The following is a 16,948-nucleotide window of genomic DNA, read 5'->3' on the forward strand; positions in this document are numbered from 1 at the left end:
TCCTAGCTAAATTTGATAGGGGCGGCTAGGCGTCACTCTTTTCCGCTGTGTTGTCACCGCGCCGCCAATTGAAGTAGCGCTTCAATAGTGCCAGCACCCGTTCAGGTTTATGAGCGTTTTTCCATGCGCCCGCCGTGGCTTTGGCTGCTTCGCCCATCGTTGGGTAGGGGTGAATGGTACTCAGCAGCTTGTTGAGGCCCAGGCCGTGCTTCATGGCGAGAGTAAATTCGCTCAGCCATTCACCGGCGTTTTCCGCCACGATGGTGGCGCCCAGGATTTTGTCTCTGCCGGGCACGGTAAGCACCTTGATAAAGCCTTGAGTGGCGCCTTCGGCAATAGCGCGGTCACTTTCGCTCATGGCGTAGCGGGTGATCTCGAAGGCAATTCCTTGTGCCTTGGCCTCCTTTTCATTCAGCCCAACTCTGGCGACTTCCGGTTGCGTATAGGTGACTGCAGGCATATAGCGGTAGTCCACTGTGAAGCTTTTCAGTTCGCCGAACAGGGCATTGACTGCCGCATGCCACGCCTGATGCGCGGCGGCGTGGGTAAGCTGATAAGGCCCGGCTAAATCACCACAGGCCCAGATATTGGGAAGGCGGGTTTGCAGCCGCTCGTTAAGTTCAAGAGCGCCTGCTTGGGTGGTTGTGATTCCCAGCGCTTCCAGTCCTAGGCCCTCAACATTGGCCTGGCGACCCACGCTCACCAGCAAATAGTCAAAGGGGATCAACTTGCGCTCGCCATGATGCTCCACCGCTAGCTGATAGCCGCCATTCTCGTTAAGCACTTCCAGCGCTTTGGCGTCGGTCATCACCATCACACCTTCTTCAGCCAAAGTGCTTTCAGCCAGCTCACCAACCTCTTGATCCTCACGACTCAGTAGTTGAGACAGCCCTTCCACCAGCGTCACCTGACTGCCCAAACGGGCAAAACTCTGACTGAGCTCGCAGCCAATGGCGCCGCCACCCAGTACCACTAAGCGTTTGGGCAGTTCGGTCAGCGACCAGAGGTTTTCGGACGTTAAAACAGGGGCGCTCTCAATACCTGGCAGCGAGGGCAACCGGGGTCTTGCGCCGGTGGCCAGCACAATATGGCGGGCGGTGAGGGTTTTTACACCGACTTGAACTTCCCATGGCGAGGTGAGTTTAGCGTGCTCCTGGTAGACCTCAACGCCCAAGCCACGATAGCGCTCCACGCTGTCGTGGGGTTCGATATCGCTAATCGCCTGTTTGACGTGGCCCATTACCTTGGCAAAGTCGATCTCTGGCTCGCTGGCGGTCACCCCGAAGCGGTGGGCGGTTCGCATTTCATGGGCGGCGCGGGCGGCGCGGATGAGTGCTTTGGAGGGCACGCAGCCAGTGTTCAGGCAGTCGCCGCCCATTTGATGTTTCTCCACCAGCGCCACCTTGGCTTGTACGGCACTAGCGATATAGCTGGTCACCAGCCCCGCCGAGCCGCCGCCGATCACCACAATGTCGTAGTCAAAGTGTGCGGGTCGGGTAAAACCTTTATATGTCTTGCGCTGCTGCACCAGCAGCACAATGCGCCGGGCGATCCAGGGAAAGATGGCCAGCAGCAGGAACGAAGTGATAAGCGTTGGCGAAAGAACGCCCCCCAGACTCTCCAAGTCTCCCAACTGCCCACCCGCATTTACATAAATAGCGGTGCCGGGCAGCATGGCGACTTGGCTGACCCAGTAAAAGGTGATGGTCTTGATCCGCGTCAGGCCCATGACCAGGTTGATCATGAAAAATGGAAACACCGGCACCAAACGCAGGGTGAAGAGGTAGAGGGCGCCGTCCCGCTCGACACCGCGATTTACGGCGGCGAACTGGCGGGGAAATCGCTTTTCGATAGGGTTACGGAATAGAAAGCGCGAGAGTAAAAAGGCCAGGGTGGCACCCATGGTGCTGGCGAAGGAGATAATCAGCAGCCCCCAGCCAAGCCCAAACAGCGCGCCACCCAGCAGGGTTAATAGCGTGGCGCCAGGGAGTGAAAGGGCCGTCATCACGACATAAACGGCAAAGAAGGCGCCCGCCACCTGCCACGGGTATTGATTAAAGGCCGCCTGAAAGTCGCTCTGGTACGTCTTGAGGGTTTCCAGGGTGAACCATTGGTGGGCGCCGCTGAGGATAAACACACCAATGGCAGTGATCAGTAGCGCTGCAATCATCAAACGTTGTCGGGTCACAATAAAAACTCCAGCGCTAATAAGGTCAGTATCGGTGGTTACTCTGTGAGAGGGTCGCCCGTTTCCTTACACTGAGACGGGAGCACTTTTCCAGCGCTGCCAATCTTCCGGGCGATCCACATCCCAAATTATTGCCGGGTAGGCGGCGCTCAACCCCAGTTGTCCAATGCGCTGCTTAGTGGTGGTCAGTACGCTTTTAGTACCCCATGGAATATCTTCAAACAGTGCCGGGTAGTCTTGCCGGGTACCCACAAAGCCGTAGCCGCCATCTTCGGCGGGTAACAGCACCACATCAAAACGGGCCAGTTGCTGCGCGCAGGCCGTGATCAGTTCGCTGGTGATGCTCGGGCAGTCGCTGCCCATCAGCATGGCAGGCCCTGGCGTACTGTTCAGGGCATAGTGAACCCGTGCGCCTAAATCACCCTCTGGTTGAGCGCACAGCGCCACACCAAAGGCTTTGCGAAGCTCGATAAACAGCGGGTGTACGTGATCAAGCGCCGTCCATAGCGTGACGTTTTCAGCAGGCAGCGCTTTGCAGGCGCTGGCGACGCAGTGGCGTACCAGCTCCGCGTGGGCATTGGCAGCCCCTTCTAAACCTAGCAGGGGCGCCAAGCGCGTTTTGGCCTGCCCCGCCAGCGGCGCTTTGGCGAGCAGGTGCAGGTGGGGTGTTTCAGCGGGCATCGCGATACTCCTTGGCGAGTTGGGTTGCGCTCACGCCGCGCCAGTAGCGATAGCGCAATCGCCACATTAGGCGGATGGTTTTCCAAGCGCCGAACTGATCCCAGCGCCTGCCAGAGCTTATCACTTTCGCCGTTAGGCAGGCGGGGCGCGATACCTGTTTGAGCCGTTTAGAGAGCGCAATATCTTCCATCAGCGGCTGTTCGGGAAAGCCGCCGACGGCTTTAAAGGTATGGGTGTGCACAAACATGCCCTGGTCGCCGGTGGCAATGCCGGTTAACCGCGAGCGCTGATTCATCATCCAACTCACCACGGGCAGCCAGCGGCTACGACCTGAAAGCGCAATATCAAAGCGCCCCCAGGCGTGGTGGATGAGTACGTGGGTTATCTGCTCAACGGCGCCCTCGGGCAGTAGGGTATCCGCGTGTAGGAACAGCAGCGCTGGGGCACTGGCGTGCCGTGCGCCCAGGTTCATTTGCAGTGCTCGCCCTGGTGGGCTGCTGAGCACCCGGTCAGCCAGCGGTTTGGCGATGCGAACGCTGTCATCGCCACTACCGCCATCGACCACAATCACTTCGACCTGTGCCGAGAGGTGCTGGGCGCGCAGAGATTGCAGCGGCACCAGGGCCGCTTCAATACCGTCGGCTTCGTTGAACATGGGAATAATGATGCTTAACCGAGGCGCTGGGTCAGCCGAGTTCAATAATTGCCCCTCCCGCCGCCTTGGCATCCGCGTGGTCGTGGGTGACCAGCAGTGCAGGCAGGCCTGCTTCACGCAGTTGGCTAAACACCAGCGCACGCATCTCCTGGCGTAACGCCGTATCCAGCTTGGAAAACGGTTCGTCCAGCAGCACCGCTTTGGGCTTGGAGAGCAGCAGGCGCATTAGTGCCACGCGTGATTGCTGGCCACCGGAAAGGGTGGCGGGGTCGCGGGACTCTAAGCCCGCAAGACCAACCTGCTCCAGGGCCAGGCTAACCTGCTGGTGCTTCTCTTTGCTGTGGCGAGGTAGCCCGAAACGCAAGTTGCCGCCCACGCTGAGGTGAGGAAATAGTAGTGGATCCTGAAACAGCAGCCCAATACCACGCTTCTCGGCGGGCAGGCCGAGTAAATCGCGTTCGCCCAGCCATACGCCGCCGCTGGCGGTAAACTCGCGGTCAAGAAAACCTGCAATATAGGCCAATAAGGTGGATTTGCCCGACCCCGAAGGCCCCATTACCGTGAGCACCTCACCAGGGGCAATAGCGGCATCCACGGCCAGTAACTCTCGGCCTGCCAGGGCGATGCTAATGTGTTCAAGGCGTAGTGTTTGCCCAAGACGTAGTGTTTGCTCAGGGCTGAGCGGCGCACATAAAGAAGTCGTCACAATGCCTCTCTTAGGTAGCTAGATCACGGCGGTGGGTAGCCAATAAACGGGGCACCCCTAACGCAAGCATAAAGCCAATCAACGGCAGGCCCGCCTGCACTAATGCCCAAACACCGATTAAGCGCCGATTGCTGCCAGAGGCAAGGGCGACGGCCTCTGTGGTCACTGTGGTCACACGGCCCGCGCCAAGTAGCTGAGTGGGTAAGTATTGGCCAATACTCACCGCCAGACCTACCGCAAAGGCTGTTAACAGCGGCGCGAGTAACAGCGGCAGACGAACCCGCCAAAACGCGGCACTACGTGACACCCCCAGTGAACGCGCTACCTTTAGCCAGCGGGGATCGAGGCGGCGGTAGGTTTCAGCCAGGGAGAGGTACACATAGGGCAGCACAAAGAGCAGGTGGCCCGAGATTACCAAGCCAAGCTGAGGGCGCATACCCAGGCTTTCTGCCGCCACGACCAGGCCAAAGAGGAAGGCGATCTGCGGCACTAATAGGGGCAAATAGAGTAACCATAACGCGCGCTTGGGTTGAATATGCTGACGGTGTTCATTTTCCAGCGTTGCCAGCACCAGTGCTGTGGCGATCGTGGTGGCAATCAGCCCAATCAACGCGGTATTGATAAGCGGTGTGACCAGCATAGGGCCGCTGCGTTGCCAGTGATCCAGCGTAAGCATTTGCGGCAGCAGCTCGGGGAAACGCCAAAAACCGGCCAATGAAAATAGCCCCAGGCCGAGCAGTGCCGCCAGCGCGGTGATACTCGAAAATAGTAACGCCGAGCGGCCAACTGCGCGTAGGGTGACTTCACCCTGCCGACGGCTGCCGTTGGTCAGCCAGCGCCGTGTCAGCAGGCGGGCCAGTTGCTCCAGCAGCCACCAGCACAACAGTGCAGCAAGGGTGACGCCCAACTGCAGCACCGCTCCCGCTGAGGCCATCAAGCGTTGGCTAATATCCGGGTCGTTGAACCAGCCCAAGATAGACACGCTCAGCGTGGGGGGCAGCTTCGGGCCAAGAATCAGCGCCATATCGACGACCGAGGTAGCGTAGGCGATTACCGCATACACCGGTAGACGAATCAGTGGGTAGAGCGAAGGCAGTACCGTTTTTAACCAGCCAATGGTGGGCGAGTAGCCCAGCGAGCGTGCCAGCATCAGGCGCTTCTCGGGCGCTAATTGCGGCAGTGCTGCCAGGCTCATCAACAGCAGAAAGGGCACCTCTTTTAGCACCAGCCCCGCCATCAGTGAGAGCCCCCAGGGATCATTGATGATCAGCGTGTCCGGGGGGCGCTCCCAGCCGGTTAGCGATGGCGATATCAACCGTGCAATCAGGCCTGATGGAGCAATCAAAAAGGCAAACCCAAAGGCGATAGCCGCATGGGGAATAGCGAGCAGGGGGGATACCAACCGCCGAATAGCTAGGTCTAACCAGGTGCCACGGCTGGCGGCCAAAAACAGCACCACAATCGCCAGCGCCACGGCCGAACTCACCAACCCGCTGGCAAAGCTCACCGCCACCGAACGGCCTAGCCCCGACTGGGCGAACAGCATCTGCCAAGGGGCGAAGCTGGCGCTATGCCCACCTAACGCAGGCAAATAGCCAAACGCGGGCAGTAGTACCATGAGTAGCCCCGACCCCACGGGCAGTACCAGCAAGCCAATGATGAGTACAGGGGCCAGTCGCAGCATGGTCTAGTTAACGCCGTAACGCTCAAGCCAGGCGTCTTGAAGCGCGGTCATCCAGCTGGGGTGCGGCTCAGGCAGGGTGTTGGACAGCGCGTCAGCCGGTAGCTCAGCAGGGTGGCGTTCTCCTTGCTCAAACAGCGCTTGGGCGTCAGCGTCTAATTGATCGATATCCAGCACGCTGCGGTCGCCCCACATCGCCAATGACTGCTTTTCGGCCTGGGCTTGTGGCGAAAGTAAAAAGTCGGCAAGCACCATGGCCCCGGCTTTATGAGGTGAGTTATAGGGAATCGCTACAAAGTGGACGTTACCCAGGGTACCGCCTTCCAGCACATAGCTGCGCACGCTATCGGGAAGTTCATACTCCATCACCGCGACGGCAGCGTCGGTGGGGTAGAAAGAAAACGCCAGACTTAACTCGCCGTCGCTCATCAAGGTGCGCAGGTTGGGGCCCGAGTCGGGAAAGGTGCGCCCGCTGCGCCACAGGTGCGGGTGCAATGCATCCAAGTAGGCCCACAGTGGCTCGGTCACAGCCTCGAAATCGCTCTCTGAAACCGGCTGGTAAAGTGCCTCGTCCTGCTCGGTAAGCTCGATTAGCGCCTGCTTTAAAAAGGTGCTGCCGGTGAAGTCGGGGATACGCGGATAGCTAAACTGGCCGGGGTTGGCTTGGGCCCACTCAAGTAGTGCCTGGATATCCTTTGGCGGTGTCTCGGTTTGGTCGCTGTCGTAAAAAAAAGTGATCTGCGCCTTACCCCAGGGTGACTCATAGCCCTCAGTGGGAAGCGTAAAGTCGGTAACGACCTCGGGGTTATCGTCGGCGTTGGTGAGCGCAAAATTGGGTAGCGCTTCGGCGAAGGGGCCGAACAGTAGGTCATTTTCGCGCATGGCGGCAAAGTTCTCGCCGTTGATCCAGATAAGATCGATGCTGCCCTCTTCGTGATTACCCGCCTGCTTTTCGGCCAACACCCGCGCCACTGCACTGCCGGTATCGTCCAGTTTGACATGCTCCACTTCGACGCCGTACTGCTCCTGCAGTTGCTCTGCCACCCAGTCGATATAGCGATTGGTGCGAGTATCGCCACCCCAGGCGTTCCAGTAAACGGTTTGGCCTTCGGCTTCTGCTAAAACGCCTTGCCAATCATCAGGGGCAGGGTTGGCCATGGTAGGCAACGCAAGGGTTAACATCGCTGTAGCGAGGGTGAGGCGTAAAGGGGGATGGTTAATGGGCATCGCATTTCTCTGTTTAGGAGATCAAAACGTTATAGAGAGGCCTGCAAGCACTGCAGTTCGCTATGAACGTGATCGATAATGGGTAGCGAGAGGTAGTGCTCAACACGGTCTCGCACATGGTCAATCACGTTGGGGTCGGTGAGCTCTGCCGACCAGTCTTCACCGAGCTGCTGGCCATCTTTGGCGTTCAAGTGCTGGGCGCGCCACTTGGCACACCAGGTTAATGACCAGAGCCAGGTGGCGCGACGGCAGGCAACCAGGGTGTCGGTGTCGGGCGACGCTTCCATATCGGCTTGCCAGCGACGGTAGAAATTAATCACGTCATTCAGCGATAGCACCGCCCGGCTGTTTACATCCCAGGTAGTGGAGGTGTAAAGGCTGGTGTGGGCGAGATCGATGCCTGGCAGGCCGTAGCGACACTTCTCTAAATCCACCAGCACTGCGCGGCCATCGTCGCGGATCAAGAAGTTGCCAGGGTGGGTGTCAAAGCTAATCAGTGTCGGTGTGGCATCGCTTAAACGGGGGGGAAGTAGATCCAGCTCCTGTTTAATGCGCTGAGTGACTTTGCTCGAAAGCTGCGCATCGGCCAACCAGTTCGCTTGCTGGCGAACTTCTTCTATCATCGCCTGCCACGGGTCTTCAGGGGCAAGCAGTGGAGCCTGCTTCGCGGCGCTGGGCAAGGGTTGGCTATGCAGGCTGGCTAGAGCATCCGCGATGGCGGGAAGATCTTCTGGCAGCTGCGCCAAGCGGCCGCGGATCGCTTCGACCAGCAGCCCGCCCCGTGGCAGTGCCTCGTTCGGCGCAAGTGTGCTATACAGCTTTGGCGTATGCCCGCCAGGGCTAGAGCGCTGGTAACAGGCGGTTTGGTAAGCCAGGTTCTCTTCAGGCGGCAGGTTCATCTGGCTCTGCTTGGGCAGTCGCGCCACCCAGTCATCGCCCTCGCTGCGGTGAATCCACACATGGTCATGGGCAAGCCCAGTATCCGCCATCGGCGTAAGCTCGTGGTAGGTAATTCCGGCCCGCTTTAATTCACTTGCCAGCGCCTGTAAACGCGCTTCAGTCGGTATCGGCATAGAGCAGTCCGTGTCGTTGCTGAATCAGCGATGCCACTTAGTGGCCGTTGTTGTACCAACCTTACACGTTTTGTAAGAAAATGTGGTTAAGTGAGGTGACAGTGGGCCAACAGGTCGCATCAGCTTTCCACGGCCGCGAGTGGCAGGCGCGTTTGGATCTGGCGTTTCGAGGGTTGGAGGCTCTGCCCTTAGTCGCTGAACTGGCGGGTCATGCGGTTGGATAATACAAAATAATACTTCGTCTGAGCGAATCGGCATAGTAGCCGACAGTTTTAGCCATGATGTTTCGGATAAATTGGCTAATAGAAGTGATGCGAATAATAGCGGGTTATGGGGCTTAGGGCTTTACAAGCCAAATGAACTGGAGGGGGCTAGAAAAGATCGCTATGAGATCCGATTCTTGCGAGTTGCAGATTTTTATTTGCGACTCTGTAGATGAGTACGAGATCTGGTTTGATATGGCAATCGCGGAACCCATACCAGTTTCCTGTTAGCGCGTGGTCTACATGCTTAGGATGCAATGGCTCGCCGCGCTGAAGCTGGGAAATAATGTTTCCGACTTCCAGTATGTCAGCAATGGGCATTTTGGTGACTTTTTTGAAGTCTTTCTTGAACTGCGTTGAGTATTCGAGGCTATACATTGCTTACGTTGGCTTCGGTTAATTCATCCATCATCGTGTTAACCGAAGCGGCTTTGTGTCCTTTACCCTGGATGAGCTCATCAATAGCGGCTGAGGTTGTTTCATTGGGCTGTCGAGCTTTCAGCTCGAAGGGGATGCCGCCATGGTTGATGACTGCACGTGCAAATAGCTTGAGCGCTTGAGAGGGACTCAGGCCAACCTCATCGCAGATAGTAGTGAAGGCAACTTTTGTATCATGATCAATGCGTGTGCTGAGCATTTCGCTTTTCATTTTTACGCTCCGTTTGTGTTGCTATGTATTACATAGTAGCACATTGTTTGGCGTTTAAGCAGCCCAAAGCTTTTCGGGGTTGCCGCTTCTCGCCATAGGCGAATGCCCTATGGCCCTAATCCTGGCCAACTTACTTATATTCGTCAGTGCCTCTAACCCAAAACGCACCTATGAGGTGCCGTTTTGGGTTGGACTATTTTAACTAACCAACCTTACAAAGCTTCAATCTTCGCTTTCTGCTCTTCCAGCAGCTGTTTGGTGGCTTGGAATTCGGCCAGCTTGGCGCGCTCTTTATCCACCACAGCGACAGGGGCTTTGGCGATAAAGCCGTCGTTGCCAAGCTTCTTCTCGATGCCGCCGATCAGTTTGTCCTGCTTCTCGATCTCTTTGCTAAGACGTGCGATTTCAGCGTCCTTGTCGATCAGATCGGCCATCGGTACCAGTACTTCCATATCGCCCACCAACTGCGTGGCTGAGAGCGGGGCGTCGTCTGGGTTTTCAAGCCAGGTAACGCTCTCCAGCTTGGCGAGTTTGGACAGGAAGCGGCGATTACTCTCGAGGCGCTCGGCGTCTTCGGGCTTGCCTTTGGTCAGCAGCACGTCGAGCGGTTTGCCGGGAGCGATGTTCATTTCAGCGCGGATATTACGTACGGCGATGATGACGCCTTTCAGCCACTCGATATCCAGGCTGGCCTGGTCGTCGATTTTGCTCTCGTCGGTTTCCGGCCAGGACTGCAGCATGATCGTCGCACCCTCACCCATATACACGCCTGCCAGCGGTGCAACACGCTGCCATATCTCCTCAGAGATATACGGCATCATCGGGTGGGCGAGGCGCAGAATAGTTTCCAGCACGCGTACCAATGTGCGACGGGTGCCCCGCTTGGCTTCTGCCGTGGCATTTTCGTCCCATAAAACAGGCTTGGAGAGCTCCAGGTACCAGTCGCAGTACTCATTCCAAACGAACTCATAAAGCGCTTGGGAGGCGTGGTCGAAGCGATACTCCTCCATCGCCCTGGTGACCTGGGCTTCGGTTTTCTGCAGCTGCGAGATAATCCAGCGGTCGGCCAGAGAAAGCTCAACCTCTTCACCACCAGTGCCGCAATCTTCGCCTTCAGCGTTCATCAGCACGTAGCGCGAGGCGTTCCACAGTTTGTTGCAGAAGTTGCGGTAGCCGTCCAGGCGGCTCATATCAAACTTGATATCACGCCCGGTGGTGGCCTGGGAGAGGAAGGTAAAGCGCAGCGCATCGGTGCCGTGGGCTTCAATGCCGTCTTTAAACTCCTCTTTAGTGGCTTTGGCAATCGCCTTGGCCTGTTTCGGCTGCATCATATTGCCGGTGCGCTTTTCGAGCAGCTCCTCCAGCGTGATGCCGTCTATCAGGTCGATGGGGTCGAGTACGTTGCCCTTGGATTTGGACATTTTCTGGCCCTGACCGTCGCGCACCAAACCGTGCACATAAACCGTCTTGAACGGCACCTGCTTGGTGAACTTCAGGGTCATCATGATCATCCGGGCAACCCAGAAGAAAATGATATCAAAGCCGGTAACCAGCACGCTGGTGGGGTGGAAGGTTTCCAGCTCCGGCGTCTGCTCCGGCCAGCCGAGGGTGCCGAAAGTCCATAGGCCCGAGCTAAACCAGGTATCCAGTACGTCTTCGTCCTGAGTAAGCACCACCTCGGGATCGATTGCATGCTTCTCCCGGGCTTCTTCTTCGCTGCGGGCGACGTAGACGTTGCCTTCGGGGTCATACCACGCTGGAATACGATGACCCCACCACAGCTGGCGTGAAATGCACCAGTCCTGCAGGTCGCGCATCCAGGCGAAGTACATATTCTCGTAGTTTTTGGGCACGAACTGGATATCGCCATTCTCCACCGCTTCAATAGCGGGCTTGGCGAGTGACTCCACCGCCACAAACCACTGATCGGTGAGCAGGGGCTCGATCACATCGCCGGAGCGGTCACCATAGGGCAGAGTATTGTTAACGGCCTCGACCTGCTCCAGCAGGCCCAGGGCATCCATATCGGCAACGATCTGCTTACGTGCCTCAAAGCGATCAAGCCCCGCGTACTTGGCAGGCAGGCTGGCATCTTCGGCTGGCTGGGGCTGGCCTTTAAGATCGAAGATCTCGGCCTGCTCAAGAATCGTCGCGTCTTTGGAGAAGACGTTGATCAGCAGGTGGTTCTGGCGCTTGCCGACTTCGTAGTCATTGAAGTCGTGGGCGGGGGTGATCTTTACGCAGCCGGAGCCTTTCTCCATATCGGCGTGCTCGTCGGCGACCACCGGGATGCGGCGACCGACCAACGGCAGTTCGATAAATTTGCCGACCAGCGATGCGTAGCGCTCGTCTTCCGGGTTAACTGCCACACCGGTATCGCCCAGCAGGGTTTCCGGGCGGGTGGTGGCCACGACCAGGTAATCCTTGCCGTCAGTGGTTTTGACACCATCTGCGAGCGGGTAGCGGAAGTGCCAGAAGCTGCCCTGCTGCTCTTTGTTTTCCACTTCCAGATCGGAAATGGCGGTGTGCAGCGTCGGATCCCAGTTGACCAAACGCTTGCCACGATAAATCAGCTTCTCTTCGTGCAGACGCACAAACACTTCCTGAACCGCTTTGTAGAAGCCGTCATCCATGGTGAAGCGTTCGCGAGACCAGTCGACGCTAGCGCCCATGCGGCGCAGTTGGCGGGTAATATGGCCGCCGGACTCGTGTTTCCACTCCCAGACCTTATCGATAAATGCGTCACGGCCGAGGTCATGGCGAGTTTTGCCCTCTTCAGCGGCGATTTTACGCTCTACCAGCATTTGGGTGGCGATACCGGCGTGGTCGGTGCCTACCTGCCACAGGGTGTTGTTACCCTGCATCCGCTTCCAGCGCGTCAGGGTATCCATAATGGTGTCCTGGAACGCGTGCCCCATATGCAAGCTGCCGGTCACATTGGGTGGTGGAATCATGATCGAAAAAGGCGTGCCCTGGCCGGTGGGGGCGAAACGGTTGTCGGCTTCCCAGCGCTCGTACCAGCGGGTTTCGATCTGTTCGGGTTGGTAGGTCTTTTCCATGGGGAGTTGGCTCACGGCTGGCGAGAAATGTGCAAAAGAGAAAAATGTATAGCGCAAGAGTATACCGCGTGAGCGGCGTGGCCGTCAGGTGCTACTCACCCTCGATTATTGATCGCTATGGTATGGGCAGAGAACCCGCGCATGGCGAGTAGTCCAAGAATAGGCCCAGGCAGCAGCCACCAGATCACCGCCAATGACTGGCTCGACCACAGCGCGGTGACCAGGGCGATGGAGGGGATGGTCAAGCCAAAGCCTATCGCGTTCATCATCGCCAGCGCCGCCCCTAGCCGCTCGGGCGGGGCGGTGGCGCTGGCCAGCGCAGAGAACTGCGCGGAATCGGCAATCACGCTAACGCCCCATACGCCGAGAAGTGCCAGCAGGAGCCAGGGCGAGAAGCTGCCCAACAGGGGGTAAACCAAACATAGTGCACCCGAGGTTGCCAAGGCGACGCACGCGACTCGATCGCTGCCCATCTGTCGACTCCATTTGCCTGCTAGCACGCAGCCGGGCAGCCCCAGCGCGATGACCACAAAGCTTAGCCACGGCTGGGCGCCGTTACTGGCACCCAACCGCTCCAGCTCACGGGCAACCAGAAACGGCACCAGCGCCCACAGCGCGTAAAGCTCCCAACAGTGGCCGAAATAGCCCAGCGCGGCGGCACGAAAGCGCGGCTGCCTGAATGCGGCTAACCCTGCCCAGGGGCGGCCGCTTTTGGCGGTGGCTGGTAGATGCGGGCCAACGCCTAGCTTGAAAATCATCAGCGCGGCAACCAGCGCCAGCAGTGAAGCCAGCAGCAGCGGCCACTGCCAGGGTAGATGCAGCGTTAAGCCGCGCAGCAGGTGCGGTGAGGCAATGCCCAGGGTCAGCATGCCCACCAGCCAACCCAGCGCGGCGCCTGCGTGGCTGGGCGTCCAGCTCACCACCAGCTTCATGCCCAGTGGATAGATACCCGCCAGGCAGAGCCCTGTGGCAAAGCGCGCCACAGCGGCGAGCGTCACGCTCTCGGCCAAGCCAATAAAAGCGGCATTGATCAGCGCACCGAGAACAGCCGATACCGCAAACAGGTGGCAGGCGCGCACGCGGTCGGCCAAACCCGTGGTGGCAATGGCTAGCGTTCCGCTAATAAACCCGGCCTGAACGGCGATGGTGAGCAGGCCCAAATCACTTTCGCTAAGGCCCACGGCCTCCTGCAGCGCCAAGCCAACGCCATTAACGCTAAACCATAGCGAAGTGCCAAACAGTTGGGCGATGACAATCGTAACAAGCGGGTAGCGCGTGAACACGTTTACGTCTCCATGAGGGCGAAGGGCACGGCCAGAGCCCGCTAAGGGTAATCAACAATTTGCCGTTACGACGAATTTTCTAAAAACAGCATTGTCGAACCGCAAGACCCGTCAGGATTTCGTCGGGCAGGAAATACAAATTTGTTCGCAATTGGAGTTTTTATGCAAGTAGCCAAGCTTTTCCTTCCAGCAGTTGCAGCACTGATATTCAGTGTACCCGCCATGGCCCAGCAAATGGGAGGCGGTACCCCCAGTGTCGATGACCAAGTTAACCAACTCGACGAAATGGTGGATCTGAATGATGGGCAGAAGGAAGAACTCAGCAACCTTTTGACTCAGATGCAAGATGACGTTGGTGCCAATGAGCAGGAAGCCCAGCAGTTGCAACAGCAGCTCAGTGAGCATGTTCAGCCTGATTACGATGAAGCGGCCATTCGGGCGGATGCAGAGCGTCTTGGTGACCTAACGGCCGAAATGACTGCGGATAGCATTCTTATACAGTCTCAGATCGAAGGCGTTTTCACTCAGGAGCAGCGCGATCAACTGGATGAGGCCGTGGCTCAGCAACAGGAGCAAATGCAACAACAGATGCAGGAGCAGATGCAGCAACAGGGTGGCTAAGGCGAAGACGTACTGACAGAGATTGCCGACTTCTGTTGATGGCCCCGCCAAGTGCGGGGTCACGTGTTTTTGGCCGTGCCATTAGGCGTCGACGAACCGACGAGGAAGTAGATGTTGATTAAAATTAGGGATTCGTGGGCGCGAATAGTTGAGCTTAGTCATCTTCATCGATAGATGTGCCAATATCGATCTGTGTTTATGTAACATTTGGGGGAGGAGGGCTGATTTCTTTTTTACTGATACTTCGGAAAAGAAAAATAAAAATTGCGTCAAGAATGTTGAGGTAAAGTAAGTTGAGGAGGCCTATTATTAATAAGTGAGTGGTTCTTCTTTTTGAAATTGCATAATGTTTCCAGCAAGCAGAAGCGAGAAATAAAAATAATAATAAAACATATACTGCAACAGGGACATCATCCGCTGGTTCTTTTATTATATCGTTTGCTCCAACCCATAATATTGCTATAGTAAATAACCAGATTATGATGAGGTAGGTCTTTCTGCCCCATCCTAAGTTAGAAAAATTAAAAGGCTTTTTTGATGCCTGAAATTCGTTTTTACTTTCTTCTTTCACGTTATCTGTTCCTGCATAGTGAGTTTTTTGATGATTGATAAGATTTATATTAGCCACCTGTTTAAAATTAATCGCGCGATTGATTTTAAATAGGCACTTAGCCGTCTTTGCCTGCTGGAATTAAAGCTTAAATCTACGGTTATACACAGCGCTGATGCTAAATTTATTCCTTTTTATCATCCAATAATAGACTGTGAATTTAAGTAGTAGTAACCATATTTTGACCTATGAAAGTATTATGGATGTAATGCATAACGGTCATCTCACCATAGCGCTTGTTATTCTGAGGGGGCTCGCGTCGATAAAGCAAATAACATGCTATTCGCCCGTTCGGGTGTAGACGAGTTCGTTTGAATTGCCCAGCTCCTTGAAACAAAAATCGCAAATAACAAGTGGCTAGAATAGCGGGGTATTAGCGAAGCGCAACCCCTAGAGGTCACGAAGCGTCGATCTCTTACGCATGTAAGAAATAGCTTACAAATTTTTAAGCGTTGGCTTACAAAAAGGGGCTTGTGCGCGCAAAAGAAATGGTATAAGCCTGATTTTTTGAGCATAATGTCATATGCTTCAGGACTGTCTACCCCAACTTATGCGGCACAACCTCATGGCCCATTTCTTTATAGCACTGCCAGCAGGCGCGTTTGGCGACCAGCACTTGTTGGTGCTGGTTAATGATCTCGGCAATTCGCGCGTAGTTTTCTACGCCGTCGGGAATATCGGGGTGCAGGTTGAGTAGGGCGGTCTCTTCCGTGGGCACCGGTAACTGCTGCCAGCCTAGTGTGATGGGTACGCTGGCGGCCATTTCGCTATCTTCCAGGGCGTGGGGTAAATAGGCATCCGGGCGGAAATTCCATAGCGCGTCGTCAGCTTGCTCGGCGAGGGCTCTGTCTTCGCAGTGCAGATGCAGGCGGTAGCCTTTACGCCAGATGGTCTCGGCCAGTTTGCAGGCAAACTGCAAGCGCGCTTCCAGGGTGGTATCGGGCAGAATGTAGAAATCAATGCGCGCCATAGCGGTTCCAGGTAAAACGATTGCAGATACGTCGATTACAAACAGCACCGCCGCATGAGTGCGGCGGTGCTGAAAAGATAAGCGTTGGTTTTAAAACTGCTTAAACCAACTGGGTGAGCCAGCCGTACTTATCTTCGCTGCGACCGTACTGCAGGTCGAGCAGCTTGGTGCGGATGCGCATGGCAATCTCATTATTGCCACCGGCCGCTAGCTTGATACGCTCGTTTTCGGAAACCAGTTCGCCCACCGGGGTAATGACTGCAGCGGTACCGCAGGCAAATACTTCGGTGATCTCGCCGGACGCCGCGCCTTCACGCCACTCGTCAATGCTGATCGGGCGCTCTTCCGGCGTTAGGCCTTCATCCTTGGCCAGCGTCAGTACCGAGTTGCGGGTCACGCCTTCCAGAATAGTGTCGGTTAGGCGTGGGGTGACCAAACGGCCATCTTTGAAGACGAAGAACAAGTTCATGCCGCCCAGCTCTTCCACCCACTTGTTTTCAGCGGCATCCAGGAACGCGACCTGACCACACTGATGGGCTTCGGCCTCTTTCTGCGCGGCCAATGAAGCAGCGTAGTTGCCGCCACATTTGGCAAAGCCGGTGCCGCCGGGGGCCGCGCGCTTGTAGTTAGAAGAGAGCCAGATCGATACCGGTGCAATGCCGCCTTTAAAGTACGCCGCAGCGGGGGAGGCGATCACGTAGTAGTCGACCTCGTGGGCGGGGCGAACGCCTAAGAAGGCTTCTGAAGCGATCATAAACGGGCGCAGATAGAGGCTGCACTCATCAGAAGCGTTAGCCGGTGTAGGCACCCAGGCTTGGTCTTGCGCTAGCAGCGCTTTTAGCGAGCCAATGAAGTCTTCATCGGAAAGTTCCGGCAGTGCTAACCGGCGGGCACTGCGGCGGAAGCGCTCGGCGTTTTTCTCCGGGCGGAATGTCCAGATCGAGCCGTCGGCGTGGCGATAAGCTTTGATGCCCTCAAAAATCTCCTGGCCGTAATGCAGCACAGAAGCAGCCGGGTCGAGGGTTAGCGGGCCGTAAGGGCGCACTTGGTGGCCGTGCCAGTCGGCGTCAACGGTCCAGCGCACATGGGCCATGTGATCGGTAAAGTGTTTGCCAAAGCCGGGGTTTTTGAGAATGTTGTCACGGATCTCATCGGCTATCGGCTGGTTGGATGGCAAAATCTCAAAGTTAGTGGGCACGGCATATTCTCTCTACTTGATCCAAGCCCTGAAGGGCAAATAATAGGCGTCGTAATATAAGCGTTAAAGTGGGCGTAGCGTGTG

16 protein-coding genes are annotated in these 16,948 nt (G+C 56.6%); 2 read left to right on the forward strand and 14 right to left on the reverse strand.

All coding sequences use genetic code 11. The features are described 5' to 3' along the window. Window positions 1–25: 25 nt before the first annotated feature. The 7 genes from OM794_RS02840 to OM794_RS02870 form a co-directional block, all read right to left on the reverse strand. Window positions 26–2,188, reverse strand: coding sequence for an FAD-dependent oxidoreductase (locus OM794_RS02840; protein ID WP_226250131.1), 2,163 nt, complete (start codon window positions 2,186–2,188; stop codon window positions 26–28). Window positions 2,189–2,254: 66 nt separating this feature from the next. Next, window positions 2,255–2,869 (reverse strand): TIGR04282 family arsenosugar biosynthesis glycosyltransferase, encoded by a 615-nt coding sequence (locus OM794_RS02845; protein ID WP_226250132.1) that lies wholly within the window; start codon window positions 2,867–2,869, stop codon window positions 2,255–2,257. Then, complete coding sequence (locus tag OM794_RS02850; protein ID WP_226250133.1) at window positions 2,859–3,569, reverse strand: TIGR04283 family arsenosugar biosynthesis glycosyltransferase; 711 nt, start codon at window positions 3,567–3,569, stop codon at window positions 2,859–2,861. The genes OM794_RS02845 and OM794_RS02850 overlap by 11 nt, the downstream gene beginning before the upstream one ends. Then, window positions 3,556–4,230, reverse strand: a complete 675-nt coding sequence (locus tag OM794_RS02855; RefSeq protein WP_226250134.1) for an ATP-binding cassette domain-containing protein — start codon at window positions 4,228–4,230, stop codon at window positions 3,556–3,558. The genes OM794_RS02850 and OM794_RS02855 overlap by 14 nt, the downstream gene beginning before the upstream one ends. A 10-nt stretch (window positions 4,231–4,240) precedes the next feature. Beyond that, the gene (locus OM794_RS02860) at window positions 4,241–5,914 is read right to left on the reverse strand and encodes an ABC transporter permease (RefSeq protein WP_226250135.1); all 1,674 of its coding nucleotides are present in this window, start codon (window positions 5,912–5,914) and stop codon (window positions 4,241–4,243) included. Between the two features lie 3 nt (window positions 5,915–5,917). Continuing rightward, complete coding sequence (locus tag OM794_RS02865) at window positions 5,918–7,138, reverse strand: ABC transporter substrate-binding protein (protein ID WP_226250136.1); 1,221 nt, start codon at window positions 7,136–7,138, stop codon at window positions 5,918–5,920. A gap of 29 nt (window positions 7,139–7,167) precedes the next feature. Next, the gene (locus OM794_RS02870) at window positions 7,168–8,211 is read right to left on the reverse strand and encodes an aminoglycoside phosphotransferase family protein (protein WP_265154247.1); all 1,044 of its coding nucleotides are present in this window, start codon (window positions 8,209–8,211) and stop codon (window positions 7,168–7,170) included. Window positions 8,212–8,312: 101 nt separating this feature from the next. On the opposite strand from OM794_RS02870, the gene OM794_RS02875 reads away from it, so the two are divergent. Further along, a complete protein-coding gene (locus OM794_RS02875; protein ID WP_264167910.1) occupies window positions 8,313–8,435 on the forward strand; it encodes a hypothetical protein in 123 nt (40 codons plus the stop codon). Between the two features lie 147 nt (window positions 8,436–8,582). On the opposite strand, the gene OM794_RS02880 is transcribed toward OM794_RS02875, so the two are convergent. From OM794_RS02880 to OM794_RS02895, 4 genes are all read right to left on the reverse strand, one after another. Continuing rightward, a complete protein-coding gene (locus OM794_RS02880) occupies window positions 8,583–8,852 on the reverse strand; it encodes a type II toxin-antitoxin system YafQ family toxin (protein WP_226250138.1) in 270 nt (89 codons plus the stop codon). Further along, on the reverse strand, window positions 8,845–9,123 hold the full coding sequence (locus tag OM794_RS02885; protein WP_226250139.1) for a type II toxin-antitoxin system RelB/DinJ family antitoxin: 279 nt from the start codon (window positions 9,121–9,123) through the stop codon (window positions 8,845–8,847). Before OM794_RS02885 ends, OM794_RS02880 begins: the two co-directional genes overlap by 8 nt. A gap of 212 nt (window positions 9,124–9,335) precedes the next feature. Next, window positions 9,336–12,182, reverse strand: coding sequence for a valine--tRNA ligase (locus tag OM794_RS02890; RefSeq protein ID WP_226250140.1), 2,847 nt, complete (start codon window positions 12,180–12,182; stop codon window positions 9,336–9,338). 95 nt (window positions 12,183–12,277) lie between these two features. Beyond that, entirely contained in the window at window positions 12,278–13,465 is a 1,188-nt protein-coding gene (locus OM794_RS02895; protein ID WP_226250141.1) for an MFS transporter, read from the reverse strand. 162 nt (window positions 13,466–13,627) lie between these two features. Between OM794_RS02895 and OM794_RS02900 the strand changes: the two genes are divergently transcribed. Beyond that, the gene (locus tag OM794_RS02900) at window positions 13,628–14,086 is read left to right on the forward strand and encodes a Spy/CpxP family protein refolding chaperone (RefSeq protein WP_226250142.1); all 459 of its coding nucleotides are present in this window, start codon (window positions 13,628–13,630) and stop codon (window positions 14,084–14,086) included. Window positions 14,087–14,282: 196 nt separating this feature from the next. Here OM794_RS02900 and OM794_RS02905 read toward each other — a convergent pair whose 3' ends face one another. From OM794_RS02905 to OM794_RS02915, 3 genes are all read right to left on the reverse strand, one after another. Then, complete coding sequence (locus OM794_RS02905; RefSeq protein ID WP_226250143.1) at window positions 14,283–14,657, reverse strand: hypothetical protein; 375 nt, start codon at window positions 14,655–14,657, stop codon at window positions 14,283–14,285. A 577-nt stretch (window positions 14,658–15,234) separates the two neighbouring features. Further along, window positions 15,235–15,666, reverse strand: coding sequence for a DNA polymerase III subunit chi (locus OM794_RS02910; protein ID WP_226250144.1), 432 nt, complete (start codon window positions 15,664–15,666; stop codon window positions 15,235–15,237). A gap of 100 nt (window positions 15,667–15,766) precedes the next feature. Next, the gene (locus OM794_RS02915; protein WP_088698400.1) at window positions 15,767–16,864 is read right to left on the reverse strand and encodes a branched-chain amino acid aminotransferase; all 1,098 of its coding nucleotides are present in this window, start codon (window positions 16,862–16,864) and stop codon (window positions 15,767–15,769) included. Between the last annotated feature and the right edge of the window lie 84 nt (window positions 16,865–16,948).

The organism is Halomonas sp. BDJS001, from assembly GCF_026104355.1.
Lineage (GTDB): Bacteria > Pseudomonadota > Gammaproteobacteria > Pseudomonadales > Halomonadaceae > Vreelandella.